This is a genomic window from Nonomuraea sp. MTCD27 (assembly GCF_041950495.1).
In the GTDB taxonomy this organism is placed as follows: domain Bacteria; phylum Actinomycetota; class Actinomycetes; order Streptosporangiales; family Streptosporangiaceae; genus Nonomuraea.
This window is the reverse complement of record NZ_JBGNUW010000003.1, coordinates 260,198-273,527: the sequence shown is the minus strand read 5'-3', so window position 1 is coordinate 273,527 and position 13,330 is coordinate 260,198. Positions and strand designations below refer to the sequence as shown.

At 71.8% G+C, this 13,330-nt stretch carries 13 protein-coding genes; 9 read left to right on the top strand and 4 right to left on the bottom strand.

Annotated features, from left to right (window positions below; translation table 11 throughout):
* Positions 1-68 precede the first annotated feature (68 nt).
* Positions 69-1,484 carry an MFS transporter gene (locus ACBJ59_RS09310; protein ID WP_375109741.1) on the top strand — a complete coding sequence of 472 codons (1,416 nt, stop codon included), beginning with the start codon at positions 69-71 and terminating at the stop codon, positions 1,482-1,484.
* 3 nt (positions 1,485-1,487) lie between these two features.
* On the opposite strand, the gene ACBJ59_RS09305 is transcribed toward ACBJ59_RS09310, so the two are convergent.
* Positions 1,488-2,120: a pyridoxamine 5'-phosphate oxidase family protein gene (locus tag ACBJ59_RS09305; RefSeq protein ID WP_375109740.1), complete on the bottom strand. Its 633-nt coding sequence runs from the start codon at positions 2,118-2,120 to the stop codon at positions 1,488-1,490.
* Between the two features lie 85 nt (positions 2,121-2,205).
* On the opposite strand from ACBJ59_RS09305, the gene ACBJ59_RS09300 reads away from it, so the two are divergent.
* From ACBJ59_RS09300 to ACBJ59_RS09280, 5 genes are all read left to right on the top strand, one after another.
* Positions 2,206-2,979 (top strand): helix-turn-helix transcriptional regulator, encoded by a 774-nt coding sequence (locus tag ACBJ59_RS09300; RefSeq protein ID WP_375109739.1) that lies wholly within the window; start codon positions 2,206-2,208, stop codon positions 2,977-2,979.
* A gap of 151 nt (positions 2,980-3,130) precedes the next feature.
* On the top strand, positions 3,131-4,201 hold the full coding sequence (locus ACBJ59_RS09295; protein WP_375109738.1) for an iron-siderophore ABC transporter substrate-binding protein: 1,071 nt from the start codon (positions 3,131-3,133) through the stop codon (positions 4,199-4,201).
* On the top strand, positions 4,198-5,289 hold the full coding sequence (locus ACBJ59_RS09290) for a FecCD family ABC transporter permease (RefSeq protein WP_375109737.1): 1,092 nt from the start codon (positions 4,198-4,200) through the stop codon (positions 5,287-5,289). The genes ACBJ59_RS09295 and ACBJ59_RS09290 overlap by 4 nt, the downstream gene beginning before the upstream one ends.
* A 74-nt stretch (positions 5,290-5,363) precedes the next feature.
* A complete protein-coding gene (locus tag ACBJ59_RS09285; protein WP_375110213.1) occupies positions 5,364-6,386 on the top strand; it encodes a FecCD family ABC transporter permease in 1,023 nt (340 codons plus the stop codon).
* Positions 6,383-7,216 (top strand): ABC transporter ATP-binding protein, encoded by an 834-nt coding sequence (locus ACBJ59_RS09280; RefSeq protein ID WP_375109736.1) that lies wholly within the window; start codon positions 6,383-6,385, stop codon positions 7,214-7,216. Before ACBJ59_RS09285 ends, ACBJ59_RS09280 begins: the two co-directional genes overlap by 4 nt.
* Before the next feature lie 60 nt (positions 7,217-7,276).
* Here the strand turns inward: ACBJ59_RS09280 and ACBJ59_RS09275 are convergent, their stop codons facing one another.
* Positions 7,277-7,450: a hypothetical protein gene (locus ACBJ59_RS09275; protein WP_375109735.1), complete on the bottom strand. Its 174-nt coding sequence runs from the start codon at positions 7,448-7,450 to the stop codon at positions 7,277-7,279.
* Positions 7,451-7,585: 135 nt separating this feature from the next.
* On the opposite strand from ACBJ59_RS09275, the gene ACBJ59_RS09270 reads away from it, so the two are divergent.
* Together ACBJ59_RS09270 and ACBJ59_RS09265 are read left to right on the top strand one after the other, a co-directional pair.
* Positions 7,586-8,752 (top strand): hypothetical protein, encoded by a 1,167-nt coding sequence (locus ACBJ59_RS09270; RefSeq protein WP_375109734.1) that lies wholly within the window; start codon positions 7,586-7,588, stop codon positions 8,750-8,752.
* A complete protein-coding gene (locus tag ACBJ59_RS09265) occupies positions 8,749-9,624 on the top strand; it encodes an alpha/beta hydrolase (RefSeq protein WP_375109733.1) in 876 nt (291 codons plus the stop codon). The genes ACBJ59_RS09270 and ACBJ59_RS09265 overlap by 4 nt, the downstream gene beginning before the upstream one ends.
* 5 nt (positions 9,625-9,629) lie before the next feature.
* Here the strand turns inward: ACBJ59_RS09265 and ACBJ59_RS09260 are convergent, their stop codons facing one another.
* Positions 9,630-10,967, bottom strand: a complete 1,338-nt coding sequence (locus tag ACBJ59_RS09260) for a cytochrome bc complex cytochrome b subunit (protein WP_375109732.1) — start codon at positions 10,965-10,967, stop codon at positions 9,630-9,632.
* Between the two features lie 220 nt (positions 10,968-11,187).
* Here ACBJ59_RS09260 and ACBJ59_RS09255 point away from each other — a divergent pair, with 220 nt between their 5' ends.
* Complete coding sequence (locus ACBJ59_RS09255; protein WP_375109731.1) at positions 11,188-11,928, top strand: hypothetical protein; 741 nt, start codon at positions 11,188-11,190, stop codon at positions 11,926-11,928.
* Between the two features lie 27 nt (positions 11,929-11,955).
* On the opposite strand, the gene ACBJ59_RS09250 is transcribed toward ACBJ59_RS09255, so the two are convergent.
* On the bottom strand, positions 11,956-13,260 hold the full coding sequence (locus ACBJ59_RS09250) for a lysine N(6)-hydroxylase/L-ornithine N(5)-oxygenase family protein (RefSeq protein WP_375109730.1): 1,305 nt from the start codon (positions 13,258-13,260) through the stop codon (positions 11,956-11,958).
* Between the last annotated feature and the right edge of the window lie 70 nt (positions 13,261-13,330).

Genomic DNA, 13,330 nt, shown 5'->3' with positions numbered 1-13,330 from the left:
TCCGCCGTTCTTTTCGCCCTAACTGTAACCGTGACAGTTACAGAAAAGACAGCTGGAGGACGGACAGCATGACATCCACGACGGGCACGACCGCACGGACCGGCTCGGCACCGGCCCTGCTGGCGGTGCTCCTGCCAGCGATGCTCGCCACGGTCATCGCCAGCGACATGGTCAACCTCGTGCTCCCCGCCATCGGGACGGAGTTCGGCGCCTCGGAGGCGGAGCTCGCCTGGGTCGTCACCGGCTTCCTGCTGATGTTCTCGGTCGGCATCCCCTTCTACGGCCGCATCTCCGACCGGGTGAGCCTGCGCCGCCTCTTCTGCTTCGCGCTGCTGGCCTACGCCGCCGGGAGCCTGATCTGCGCGCTCGCCCCGGACCTCCTCGTGCTCGTGCTCGGGCGCGTCGTGATGGGGGTCGGCGCGGCCGCGATACCCGTGCTGTCGATCATCGCCGTCACCACGCTGATGCCGGCCGACCGGCGGGGCGCGGGGATCGGCGTCATCTCCGCGTCCGCCGGCATCGGCACCGCCGCCGGACCGGCCGTCGGCGGCGGCATCGGGCAGTTCCTCGGCTGGCCCGCGCTGTTCTGGATCATGCTCGCGATCGCGCTGGTCCTGCTGCCCGCGGCGGCACGCGTGCTGCCGGGCGACGCCCCGTCCGGCGCGGGGCGGTTCGACCTCCCCGGCGGCATCCTGCTGGGGCTGGGCGCCGGGCTGGTGCTGTTCGGCATCACCCAGGCCCAGGTCTCCGGCCTGGCGGCGCCCTCGTCCTGGGCCAGTCTCGCGGTGGCGGTCGTGGCGATCGCGCTCTTCGGGTGGCGTACGGCCCGCGTCGCGGAGCCGTTCGTCCCGCCCGCGCTGTTCGCCGACCCGGTCTACCGGGCGGCCGTCGTCATCGCGTTCCTGGCCATGATCGTCAACCTCGGCGGCCTGGTCCTCGTCCCGCTGCTGGTGGTGGACGTCAACGGGCTCGGCCCGGGGGCGGGGGCGCTGGTCATGATCCCGGCCGGGGTCGCCGTCGCCGCCGTCTCGCCGCTGATCGGCCGCCTCTCCGACCGGGTCGGCACCCGGCCCCTGGTGCTGGCGGGCCTGGCCGCCATGGGACTGTTCGCCGTGTTCCTGTCGGCCTGCGCGGGAGGCACGTCGGTGATCCCCGCGGGGATCGGGGTCCTCGGGCTCGGCGTCGGCTTCATCTTCGTGCTGACCCCGATCATCAGCGCCGCGGCCGGCACGCTGCCGGGCGACCGGGTCGGCGTCGGCATCGGGATTCTCCAGGGAGCCCAGTTCCTCGGCGCCGGCACCGGCCCGGCCCTGCTCGGCGCGCTGGTGACCGCGAGACAGCAGAGCGGCGCGGGCGCCGTCAACCCGCTGTTCCCCGGGCACGAGGGCGCCGCCTACTCCGACGCCTTCCTGGCCATGGCCGCGGTCGTCGTCCTCGCGCTGGTCGTGGCCGTCCGGATGCGCCCCAGGGCGGCGGCCGGCTAGAGGTCAGTACCGGTTCGTCTCGGCGTCCAGGTCGAGCCCCGCGTCGAGCTCCTTCGCGGAGACCCCCTTGAGGCCCAGCTGGTCCTTGGCGATCCGGCCGAGCGTGGGCAGGCTCTTGCGGTCCGGCCAGGTCTCGGGCTTCCACAGCGACGAGCGCAGGAACGCCTTCGCACAGTGCATGTACAGCTCCTCGACCTCCACGAGGACCGCCAGGCGCGGTCGCTTGCCCTGGACCACCAGGTCGTCGAAGAACGGCGCGTCCGACACGAGCGTCGCGCGCCCGTTCACCCGGAGGGTCTCGTTCATCCCCGGCACGATGAACAGCAGCCCGACGTGGGGGTTGTCCAGCACGTTGCGGAGGCTGTCGAGCCGGTGGTTGCCGGGCCGGTCGGCCAGCGCCAGCCGGTGGTCGTCGAGGACCAGCACCGACCCGGCCGGATCCCCCCGGGGTGAGACGTCGCAGGTGCCGTCGGAGTTCGAGGTCGCCAGCAGCACGAACGGCGAGTGCGCGATGATCGTGCGCGCGTGCTCGTCGATCCGGGCGATGTCCTTGTCCCAGATGGGCTGCGGCGGCTCTTTCACGATCTCCCGGAGCTCGGCGTGGGTCCCCACCGTACGGATCTCAGAAGCGTTCATCACTCGATCTTAGGTGAGCCTAACCAGGACTGTCAGGGCGGTACTAAGCTGGGGCGATGCCGCCCGTGCCGGACCTCTTCCTCCCATGACCAGGCAGATCCGCACGCTGCCCGCCCTGGCCGCCGGGCCGGCCGACATGCCGTACACGATCCTCAGCTGGAGCGAGACCTTCGTCCACGACACCACGTGGAACGAGCATTCCCACCCCTGGCACGAGTTGCTCTGGAACGAGCGCGGCGCGTCCACGGCCGTGGTGGGGGCACGGGTCTGGACGATCACGCCCACCCTGGGCCTGTGGATGCCCGCCGGCACCCTGCACTCCGGTTCGGCCACGGCCGGCACCTGGTGCCGCGCCGGTTTCCTCGCCTTCGGCGCCGTGACCCCGATCTCCCCCACGCCCGTCGGCGTCGAGATCACCCCGCTGCTGCGGCTGCTGCTGGAGCGGCTCACCGACACCGAGCTGCCCTCCGGCTCGCGGGCGGTGACCGAGGCGATGGTGCTCGACGTGCTCACGCCCTCCTCGCACGAGCTGCTCCTGCAGGTGCCCACCTCCGACCTGCTGCGCCCGATCGCCGACGCGGTGCGCGACGACCCGGGCGACCAGCGGACGCTGGCGGACTGGGCGGCCCGCCTCGGCGTGAGCGCCCGCACGATCAGCCGGGCCTTCAACGCGGAGACGGGCACCAGCTTCGCGCGCTGGGTGGCGGCGGTACGCGCCCAGCACGCGGTCGGCCTGCTCACCCGGGGCTGGGACGTCGATGCCGTGGCCGAGGAGGTCGGCTACCGCTCGGCGAGCGCGTTCGGCGCGGCCTTCCGCCGGACGACCGGGCTCACACCGGGGGCGTTCCGGGCACGTTGAGGCCACGCGTGTCCCGATCGCGACAGTCGATGTCTCAAATGATTGATTGCGACAAGTCGCCCATTTCTCCTATGGTGCCCATAGAAAAGGCAAGCCTTACCTAACTAATCCGAGGGCCGGGCACCAGCGGATTCTGAAGTGGAGTACGGGATTGAAGCGTCCACCTAGCCTTCGCATCCTCACCGTGGCGGCCGTCCTGCTGGGCATCACGGCCTGTGGCGGCACCTCGGAGACCAAGGACGAGACCACGGGCGCCGGCGCGAGCGCCAGTGCCACCACCAGCGCCGGCAACAGCGCGAGCGCCTTCCCCATGACGATCGAGCACGCGCTGGGGACGACCATCATCGAGGCCAAGCCGCAGCGGGTGGCCACGGTCAACTGGGCCAACCACGAGGCCCCGCTGGCCCTGGGCGTCGTCCCGGTCGGCATGGCGGCCGCGAACTTCGGCGACGACGACGGCGACGGGCTCCTGCCCTGGGTCGAGGAGCGGCTGGAGGAGCTCAAGGCCGGCAAGCCCGTACTCTTCGACGAGACCGACGGCATCGACTTCGAGGCCGTCGCCGACACCAAGCCGGACGTCATCCTGGCCGCCTACTCGGGCCTGACCCAGCAGGACTACGACACCCTGAGCGACATCGCGCCCGTGGTGGCCTACCCGGACGCCGCCTGGGCGACCCCGTGGCGCGAGATCATCCGGCTGAACAGCAAGGCCATCGGCCTGGCCGCCGAGGGCGACAAGCTCATCGGCGACATCGAGGCCGACATCAAGGCGGTCGTCGACAAGTACCCGCAGCTCAAGGGCAAGTCGGCGATGTTCATGACGCACGTCGACCCCAACGACGTGAGCGAGATCGGCTTCTACACGACGCACGACACCCGCACGCTGTTCTTCGAGGATCTCGGGCTGACGATCCCGGGCAGCATCGCGGAGGCGTCCAAGGGCACGGAGAAGTTCGCCCTGAGCCGCAGCGCCGAGCAGATCGACGTGTTCGACGACGTCGACATCATCACCGGGTACGGCGACGAGAAGGGCGAGCTGCTCGCGAAGATCCGCAAGGACCCGCTGCTGTCGAAGATCCCCGCCGTCGAGCGCGGCTCGGTCTACCTGCTGCCCGACAGCAAGCCGCTGGGCACCGCCGCGAACCCGACCCCGCTGTCGATCTCGTGGGTGCTGGAGGACTACGTCAAGGCGCTCGCCGAGGCCGCGGACAAGGTCAAGTGACCCTGCCCGCTCCCCCGCCCACTCCCCGGCCAGACCGCACGCCCGAACGCACGGCCGACACCGACCGCGCGCCGGACGCCGCCCTCGTGCGGCGTCCGGCGCGTGTCCGGGTCCTGTGGCTGCTCGTCGCGGTGCTGGTCCTGACCGTGATCATGGTGGCCTCCGTCGCCCTGGGGTCGCGCGACGTCGCCTGGTCCGACGTCTGGGCGGCCCTCGGCGGTACGGACGGCTCCCTCGAACAGGCGGCGGTCACCAAGCGGATCCCGCGCACCCTGCTCGCCGTGGTCATCGGTGCGGCGCTCGGCCTGGCCGGCGGCGTCATGCAGGGCGTGACCCGCAACCCGCTGGCCGACCCGGGGATCCTGGGCGTCAACATGGGCGCCTCGCTCTCCGTCGTCACCGCGGTCGCGTTCTTCGGGCTCACGTCGCCGACCGGGTACATCTGGGTCGCGATGGCGGGGGCCGCCGTCTCGGCCGCCTTCGTGTACACCGTCGGCTCCCTCGGGCGCGGCGGGGCCACGCCGCTCAAGCTGGCGCTGGCCGGCGCCGCCACGTCGGCGGCCTTCGCGTCCCTCGTCAGCGCCGTCGTCCTGCCCCGCAACGACATCGCCGGCAGCTTCCGGCTCTGGCAGATCGGCGGCGTCGGCGGCGCCTCCTACGAGCGCATCGGGCAGGTCCTGCCGTTCCTCGCCGTCGGCTTCGCCATCTGCCTCCTGTCCGCGCGGGCGCTGAACTCGCTCGCCCTGGGCGACGAGATCGCGGCCGGGCTCGGCGAGCGGGTCGCCGTCATCCGGGGCACGGCCGCGCTCGGCGCCGTCGTGCTGTGCGGCGCCGCCACGGCCGTCGCCGGGCCGATCGCCTTCGTCGGGCTCGTCGTCCCGCACGCGTGCCGCCTGCTCGTCGGCGTGGACCACCGCTGGATGCTGCCGTTCTCCGCCCTGGTCGGCGCGTCGCTGCTCACCGCCGCCGACGTCGTCGGCCGCGTGGTGGCCAGGCCCTCGGACATCGAGGTGGGCATCGTGACGGCGCTGATCGGGGCCCCGTTCTTCATCCACATCGTCCGCCGTCAGAAGGTCCGTGAGCTGTGAGCGCCCCTGCCGCCGGCCGGCCGCCCGCCGTCCAGACAGCCGTCCAGGCGGTCGCCCCGACCGTCGCCCCGACCGTGGTCCGGGCGGTCACCCGCGGCCGGCGCCGGCGCGCCGCGCGCCGCCGCCTCGTCGTCCTGACGCTGGCCGTGCTCGCCGTCGCCGCGTTCGCCGTGACCCTGATGGCCGGGCAGACGTTCTACCCGCCCGAGGACGTGGTCCGCGTCATCCTCGGCGAGCGGGTGCCGGGGGCGACCTTCACGGTCGGGCGGCTCCGGCTGCCGCGGGCCGTCCTCGCCGTGGTCGCGGGCTTCAGCTTCGGCCTGGCCGGCGTCACCTTCCAGACGATGCTCCGCAACCCGCTGGCCAGCCCCGACGTGATCGGCATCAGCTCGGGCGCGAGCGCCGCGGCGGCCGTCGCGATCGTGTCGCTTTCTCTCGGCGGGACGCAGGTGTCGGTCTTCGCCATCGTCTCCGCCCTCGTCGTCGCCCTGCTCGTGTACACCCTCGCCTTCCGGGACGGCGTCGTCGGCACGCGGCTCATCCTGATCGGCATCGGGATCTCCGCGATCCTCGACAGCATCACCGCGTACGTGCTGTCCCGGGCCGCCGAATGGGACCTCCAGGAGGCCACGCGCTGGCTGACCGGCAGCCTCAACGGCACGACCTGGGACCAGACCCTGCCCGCCCTCGTCGCCCTGGTCGTCCTCACCCCGGTCCTGCTGGCCCGGGCGCGCGACCTGTCGGCGATGCAGCTCGGCGACGACACCGGCGCGGCGCTCGGGGTCCGCGTCGAACGCACCCGCATCACGGTGATCGTCGCCGCCGTCGGGCTGATCGCGTTCGCCACGGCGGCGGCCGGGCCGATCGCGTTCGTGGCGTTCCTGTCCGGCCCCATCGCGGCCCGGCTCGTGGGCCCGGGCACCTCGCTGCTCGTGCCCGCCGGGCTGGTCGGCGCCCTCCTGGTCCTCGTCGCCGACTTCGCCGGGCAGTTCGCCTTCGACGTCCGCTACCCGGTGGGCGTCGTCACCGGCGTGCTCGGGGCGCCGTACCTCGTCTATCTGATCATCCGCTCGCACCGGGCCGGAGGCTCCCTATGACCACGTCCCACTCCCTCGCGGCCGAGGGGCTCACGCTCGGGTACGGCGACCGCGTCGTCGTCGAGTCCCTCGACCTGGTCGTGCCGCCCGGGGAGATCACCGTCATCGTCGGCGCGAACGCCTGCGGGAAGTCGACGCTGCTGCGTTCCCTGTCGCGGCTGCTCGCGCCGCGCGCGGGCCGGGTGGTGCTGGACGGCAAGGAGGTGCACCGCATGCCCGCCAAGAAGCTGGCCCGCACGCTCGGGCTGCTGCCCCAGTCGCCGGTCGCGCCCGAGGGCATCACCGTGCTCGATCTCGTCGGCCGGGGCCGCCACCCCCACCAGGGGATCTTCTCCCGGTGGAACCACGAGGACGACGTCGCCGTGGCGGCCGCCCTGGAGGCCACGCGGACGACGGACCTGGCCGACCGCGCCGTCGACGAGCTGTCCGGCGGCCAGCGCCAGCGGGTCTGGATCGCCATGGCGCTGGCCCAGCAGACCGACCTGCTCCTCCTCGACGAGCCCACCACCTTCCTCGACGCCAGCCACCAGATCGAGGTCCTCGACCTGCTGACCGACCTGAACCGCGGCCGCGGCACCACGATCGTGATGGTCCTGCACGACCTCAACCTGGCGGCCCGCTACGCCGACCACCTCATCGCCCTCGCCGACGGCCGCCTGCACGCCTGCGGCGCCCCGGCCGAGGTGCTCACGGAGGACTGCGTCCGCACCGTCTTCGGCCTCGACAGCCGCATCATCGAGGACCCCGTCTCCGGCCGTCCCCTGATGCTCCCCATCGGCCGCCACCACGTCCGCCCGCGGCACGCCTCGGCCCAGGAGACCACCGGCTGACAACGCCCCACGCCCGGCTCACCGGGGAGATGTCCGGCTCGGCGCAGCGGGGCGCCCGCGTCACTCAGCGGAGGCGGTGAGCTGCTGTCGCGTCCCGGCGAGCTGCCGCATCCGGCACCATGCCAGGGCCCGCGGCCCCAGCCGGCCCAGCAGGACGACCGCGGCCAGCAGCGGCGCCGTCGGCCGGCCCGGCCACAGGATCAAGGAGATCAGCGCGGCACCGGTCACGATCATCAGGCAAGATCGCATCATGCCGCTCAGTCCGACGGCCGGAGGCCGGGGCGCGACCCCGGTTTCGGCGGGCGGATCAAGGGGCATCGAGCGGCCAGGACGCCGCGAGACCGGCGGGGCGAGGAGGAGGAAAGTCCGTTGAGGCCCGAGACCATGCGCACCCGCGCCCGTGGACCGGGGATCGCCCCGCTGAGCGAATACGCCATCGACCCGCGCCACGGGTTCCTGCCCGCCGACGACCCGGTGGACGCGCTGCCGCCGTACTACCTCCCGTGGGAGCGGGCCGGGCGGAACCTCTCGGCCCTGATCATGACCGGGCGCCTGCGCCCGGCGATCGAGTCCATGCCCGTGCTCACGCCGGACGCCCTCGATTCCCCCGGGGAGCGGGAGCGGGCCATGCTCCTGCTGACCTTCCTCGCGAACGGCTACGTACGCGGCGCCGACCAGCCCGCACACACGCTCCCGGCCCCGGTGGCACATCCCCTTCACGAGCTCGCCCGGCGCCTGGACCGGATGCCGATCGTCGCGCATGCCTCGGCCGTCCTGAACAACTGGCGGCGCATCGACAGGACGGAGCCGCTGAGCACCTCGAACGTCGACACCCAGCTGACCTTCCTCGGCGGCGTGGACGAGAAGTGGTTCTATCTCGCGACCGTGGGGGTGGAGCTGGCCGGCGCCCCCGGGCTGCCGCTCCTCGCGCGGGTCCGGCAGGCCGTGGCCGGCGACGAGCACGACCGGCTCACCGAGGCGCTGATCGGCGTCCGGGAGGTGCTCGGCCGGGTGGTCGACGCGCTCCTCGACATCGAGCGGTGGTGCGACCCCCACGTCTTCTACCACCGGATCAGGCCGTTCCTGACGGGCTGGGCCGCGCCGGGGCTGCGGTTCGAGGGGGTCGATCGGGAGCCTCTGGTGCTGGCCGGCGGCAGCGCCGCGCAGAGCTCCCTCATCCAGGCCTTCGACGCCGGGCTCGACGTGCCGCATCGCGACGGGTTGACCGCCGGTTTCCTGACGGGCATGCGCGCGTACATGCCGGGGCCGCACCGCCGCTTCCTCGCGGACCTGGAGGCCGGTCCCTCGGTGCGCGACCACGTCGAGCGGCACCGCGCCGCCCGGCCGCGGCTGTCCGAGGCGTACAACGCGGCCGTGGCCGCCCTCGCCCGGCTCAGGGCGCTGCACATCGGCATCACCGGGCGCTACATCCAGCGGTTCGAGCGCGGCGAGCAGGCCAAGGGGACCGGTGGCAGTGACTTCGCCGACTTCCTGAGGAGAGCCCGCGAGGAGACCGTCGAACGGCTGCTGCCATGACGGGCCCCGTCTACGGGCGGTTCGACCAGGAGCAGCTGGACGTCCAGTACTCGCCGAGCAGCCTGGTGGGCGATCTGCAGCCGTACCTCGACGACTACGCCGAGCACAGCCGGCGCGTCCGGGCCGAGCTGGCCGGGGTGGCCCACCGCGACCTGCGTTTCGGGCCGGGGCCGGACGACCTGCTGGACGTCTACGGCCCGGCGGGGGACCGCGCGGAGGGTCACCCGGCGCTGTTCTTCATCCACGGCGGATACTGGCAGCAGCTGTCCAAGGAGGACAGCACGTTCCCGGCGCCGGCCGTCGTCGGGGCGGGCGGCGTCTACGCCACGACCGACTACACACTGGCCCCGCGTGCCCGGCTCGCCGAGATCGTCGACCAGGTGCGCGACGCCTTCGCCTGGTTGTGGCGGCACGCGGCCGACCACCGGATCGACCCGGATCGGATCGTGGTCTCCGGGTCGTCCGCGGGGGCGCATCTGGCCGCCATGTTGCTGGCCACGCCCTGGCGGCGGTGGGGTCTGCCGCCCGCGCCCATCGCCGGGGCGGTGCTGCTCAGCGGGATCTACGATCTGGCCCCGGTGCGGCACACGTACGTGAACGAGGTCGTCGGCATCGACCCCGGCGAGGTCCGTGACTGCAGCCCGATGTTCCTTTCGGGCGCTTGCTGCCCCGTGGTCGTCGCCTGGGGGGAACATGAGACGGACGAGTTCAAGCGGCAGTCGGCCGAGTTCGCCGCGCACCTGCGGGCGCGCGGCTGCCGGGTGACCGCGTACGAGCAGGCCGGGCGCAACCACTTCGACGCGCCGCTGGAGCTCGCCGAACCGGGCACCCGGCTGCACGCGGAGACCTGCGCCCTGCTGGGCCTGCCCTGAGGCGGTCAGTCGGCGGACGCGGTGAGGGCCGGCCGCCGCTCCCGGTCCACCTGCATGGGCCGCTCGTGGAACCCGCCCTGCGCGCTCCGGACGATCACTCCGCTCTCCGGCCCGTGCTCCCTGCTGTGCCGCTCCTGCAGTTGCAGGCCCAGGCAGAGCCGGTGGGTCACCCAGTAGGCGATGAACGGGCCGATGACCACGCCGAACCTGAAGAAGATCGTCACGGCCTCCACCGAGAGCTGCATCTGGTGCGCCAGCTGGTCGTTGGACGCGGCGGCCCACAGCAGCCCGTAGAAGGTGACGCCGGCCGCCGCGACACCCGTCCGCACCGCGACGTCGCGCGGCCGGTCGAGCACGGCGGGCACCGCGAGCATGGTCCCCTCCTTGGCCAGGCGGCTGCTGCTCTTGGGCCGGCCGAGCGCGTCCCGCCGGGCCAGGCGCTGGAGGACGAAGCGCTCCCCCAAGGGGTAGCCGGCCAGGACGGTGAAGAAGGCGCCCGGCACCACGAGCGCGGGCACCAGGACCGCGAGGCTGAGCGTGTATCCCGCGACGGTCAGCTCCCACCCCGGCATGATCCGCAGAGCGCCGTCGAGGAAGCCCATGTACCAGTCGGGCACCGACCCCGCCGAGATCTGGCCCGGGCCCGCCGGGCCGTACAACCAGATCGGCGCGATCTGGAAGCCCACCCCGAGAATGACGAGCACCCCGATCGTCGCGCCCGCCATCAGGGGGCGCGCACCCCGCCGCCCCGGCACCGACCCGGCGAAGCGCGAGTGGCCGTTGCGCCGCACCAGCCATTCGCGGGCGCCGAGGAGCGCCGCGATGGCGACCGGGAACAGCAGCACGTGCACCCAGTACATCACCGGGATGACGGTGTCCCCGGGGAATTCGGCGCCGAACAACAGCTGCACCGCGTACGAGCCCACCACGGGGATCGCCAGCAGAACCGACTGGATCAGCCACAGGCTCCCGCCGGACAGCAGGTCGTCGGGCAGAACGTTGCCGGTCTCCCCCGCGAACATGCCCAGCGGCAGCAGCGCCACCCAGATCAGCCACTGCAGCATGCGCGGGCGGCGGAAGGCGCCGGTGACGAACATGCGCAACAACTGGAGTGCGACCGCGGCCACGAACACCAGCGCCGACCAGTGGTGCACCTGCCGGACGAACAGGCCGCCGCGCACCTCCAGGCTCAGGTACATGGTGGAGTTGTAGGCCTCGCTGACCGGGATGTCACGCAGCGGCGTGTACACGCCCCGGTAGAGCACCGGAGACATGCCGGGGTCGTAGAAGACCATGAGAAATGCTCCGGTCAGCACCAGGACGACGAAAGACCAGATTGCCACTTCGGCGAACATGAATGACCAATGGCTGAACCGGAACGACCGACGTCTCATCACCCACGAGCGCATTGTGCCCTCCTCGTTTCGACTCCCATGCCATTGACGACATCGGCCGGGGAAATGTGACGCCCATGGGCCCCTCGGGGAGGGTGAGTTAGGTCACGGCGCGCGGCCGGAGACGCCGTACGCCCGGATCTTCCGGGGATGGCTAGGATCCACGCTTATGATCATTCGCGCATTAGCCGGGGCCGCCGTCGGCCTGGCGCTCGTCTCCGCCCCTGCCTCCGCCTCCGCCTCCGCCGAGCCGGTCAAGGGCGCCCCCGAGCTGACCCACAACGAGGTCTACAAGGCGGCCAAGCTGCCCAAGGTCTCCTGCAAGCTGACCAAGGGCACGAGCAAGGCGTCCACCCAGAAGTACGTCACCGGGCTCGTCGGCTGCCTGAACAAGGCGTGGAAGCCGGCGATCAAGGACTTCCGCCCGGTGGAGGTGGTGTTCAAGGACGCCGACGACAAGCAGTCCTGCTCCACCGGGATGGACGTCTCCCGCTCCTTCTCCGAGATCTGCGCCGTGCAGATCAAGGTCCGGCTGGCCGACGACTGGATCAGGGCCAAGAGCGACCTGGCGGTGTTCACGTCCATCACCAGGACCTGGAGCTCGGTCGTGACCGGGCAGACCGGCATCGGCGAGGCCTGGTGGGGGCTGGAGAACGACCGGTCCGAGTCCATGATGAACGAGCACAACCGCCGGTACTACCTGCAGATCGACTGCTTCCAGGCCGTGTCGGCGAAGGCCCTGGGACGCCAGGTCAAGGACTGGAAGCCCGTCGTCAAGGTGCCGGAGTTCTGGAAGAACAGGTTCCACGGCAAGACCGCCAACCGGCTCTACTGGCTCGAGAAGGGCTACAAGGCGGGCAAGCCGGGCGCGTGCAACACCTGGACGGCCGGCTCCGCCAAGGTCGCCTGAGCCCGCCGACGGCGCGCGGCCGGCGGGTCAGTGCGACAGCGCGTACGAGCTGCCCCTCCGGAGCCGTTCGGCCACCGACTCGGCGATCTCACCCGCCCGGACCGCGGTGTTGGACAGCAGGGTCGAGGTGAGGCCGTGGGTGTGCTCGCTCGCGCCCTGGACGTAGATGCCGCAGCGCAGCGCCTGGGAGGTGACGATCCGGTAGTCGCGTCCCAGGCGGACACCGCCGCCGGGGAGCCGGTCGCAGAGCCTGCCGGTCGTGCCCAGCAGGGTGAGCGGGTCGGCCGGCCGGTAGCCGGTCGCGTAGACCATGACGTCGGCCTCCAGCAGGGTGCGCTCGCCGGTGGGCAGGAACTCCACCGTGACCCGCAGGCCGGTCTCGTCCCGCTCGACGTCGGCGAGCCGGGAGGCGTTGAAGATGCGCAGCCGTTCCTTGCCCTGCACCCTTTCCTGGTAGTGGCGGCGGTAGAGCTCGTCGATGAGCTCCAGGTCCACGACGGAGTAGTTGGTGGAGGCGTGGTAGGCGCGCAGCCGCGCCTTCACCTCGTCGGGCGCGGCGTAGAAGTGGTCGACCGCCGCCGGGTCGAAGATGCGGTTGGCGAAGGAGCTGTCGTCCGCGGGGGTGTATCCGTACTTGGTGAAGACGGCGCAGACTTCGGCCCCGGGGAAGGCGGCGTGCAGGTGGTCGGTCACCTCGGCCGCGCTCTGCCCCGCCCCGACCACCACGAACCTGCGCGGGGCGCGCGTCCCGGGCAGCTTGTCGAGTAATTCCCCGCTGTGCCAGACCCGCTCGTCGCTCACCGTTCCGTCCGGCAGGACCGGTTCGAGCCCGGCGGCCAGGACCAGGTTGCGGCCCCGGCGGGTGACCAGCGTGCCGTCGCCCTGCCGGACGACCACGTCCAGGAACTCGATCGTCCCGTCCACCTCGACGGGGGTGACCGCGACGACCTCGGAGGCGTACTCCACCTGCTCGGTGAAGCGGGCGGCGGCCCATTCGAGATAGTCGTGAAATTCGATCCGGGACGGAAACATGGTTTTGTGGTTGATGAAGTCGAGCAGCCGGCCCCGGTCCCGGAGATAGCAGAGAAAGCTGAATTCGCTCGTCGGATTTCGCATGGTGACCAGGTCCTTCAAAAAGGACACCTGCATGGTCGTGCCTTCGAGCAGCATGCCCCGGTGCCATCCGAAGGCGGGCTGTTTCTCCAGGAACACGGCGTCGGCCTGGTCGCCTGTTCGTTCCTGGCGTTCCCGAAGCGCGATCGCCAGGGCGAGGTTGGACGGTCCGAAACCGATGCCTACGAGGTCGTGGACGTGCTGCTCCGCTGAGGACATAGAGGCCTTCCGCCGGCTGGATCAGGGGTGGAGACATCGCTTAATTTAGGTTAGGCTCCCCTTATTAAGG

Coding starts and splice junctions, on each gene's coding strand:
- ACBJ59_RS09310 (WP_375109741.1), top strand. CDS start 69: ATGACATCCACGACGGGCACGACCGCACGGACCGGCTCGGCACCGGCC.
- ACBJ59_RS09305 (WP_375109740.1), bottom strand. CDS start 2,120: ATGAACGCTTCTGAGATCCGTACGGTGGGGACCCACGCCGAGCTCCGG.
- ACBJ59_RS09300 (WP_375109739.1), top strand. CDS start 2,206: ATGACCAGGCAGATCCGCACGCTGCCCGCCCTGGCCGCCGGGCCGGCC.
- ACBJ59_RS09280 (WP_375109736.1), top strand. CDS start 6,383: ATGACCACGTCCCACTCCCTCGCGGCCGAGGGGCTCACGCTCGGGTAC.
- ACBJ59_RS09275 (WP_375109735.1), bottom strand. CDS start 7,450: ATGATCGTGACCGGTGCCGCGCTGATCTCCTTGATCCTGTGGCCGGGC.
- ACBJ59_RS09265 (WP_375109733.1), top strand. CDS start 8,749: ATGACGGGCCCCGTCTACGGGCGGTTCGACCAGGAGCAGCTGGACGTC.
- ACBJ59_RS09255 (WP_375109731.1), top strand. CDS start 11,188: ATGATCATTCGCGCATTAGCCGGGGCCGCCGTCGGCCTGGCGCTCGTC.
- ACBJ59_RS09250 (WP_375109730.1), bottom strand. CDS start 13,260: ATGTCCTCAGCGGAGCAGCACGTCCACGACCTCGTAGGCATCGGTTTC.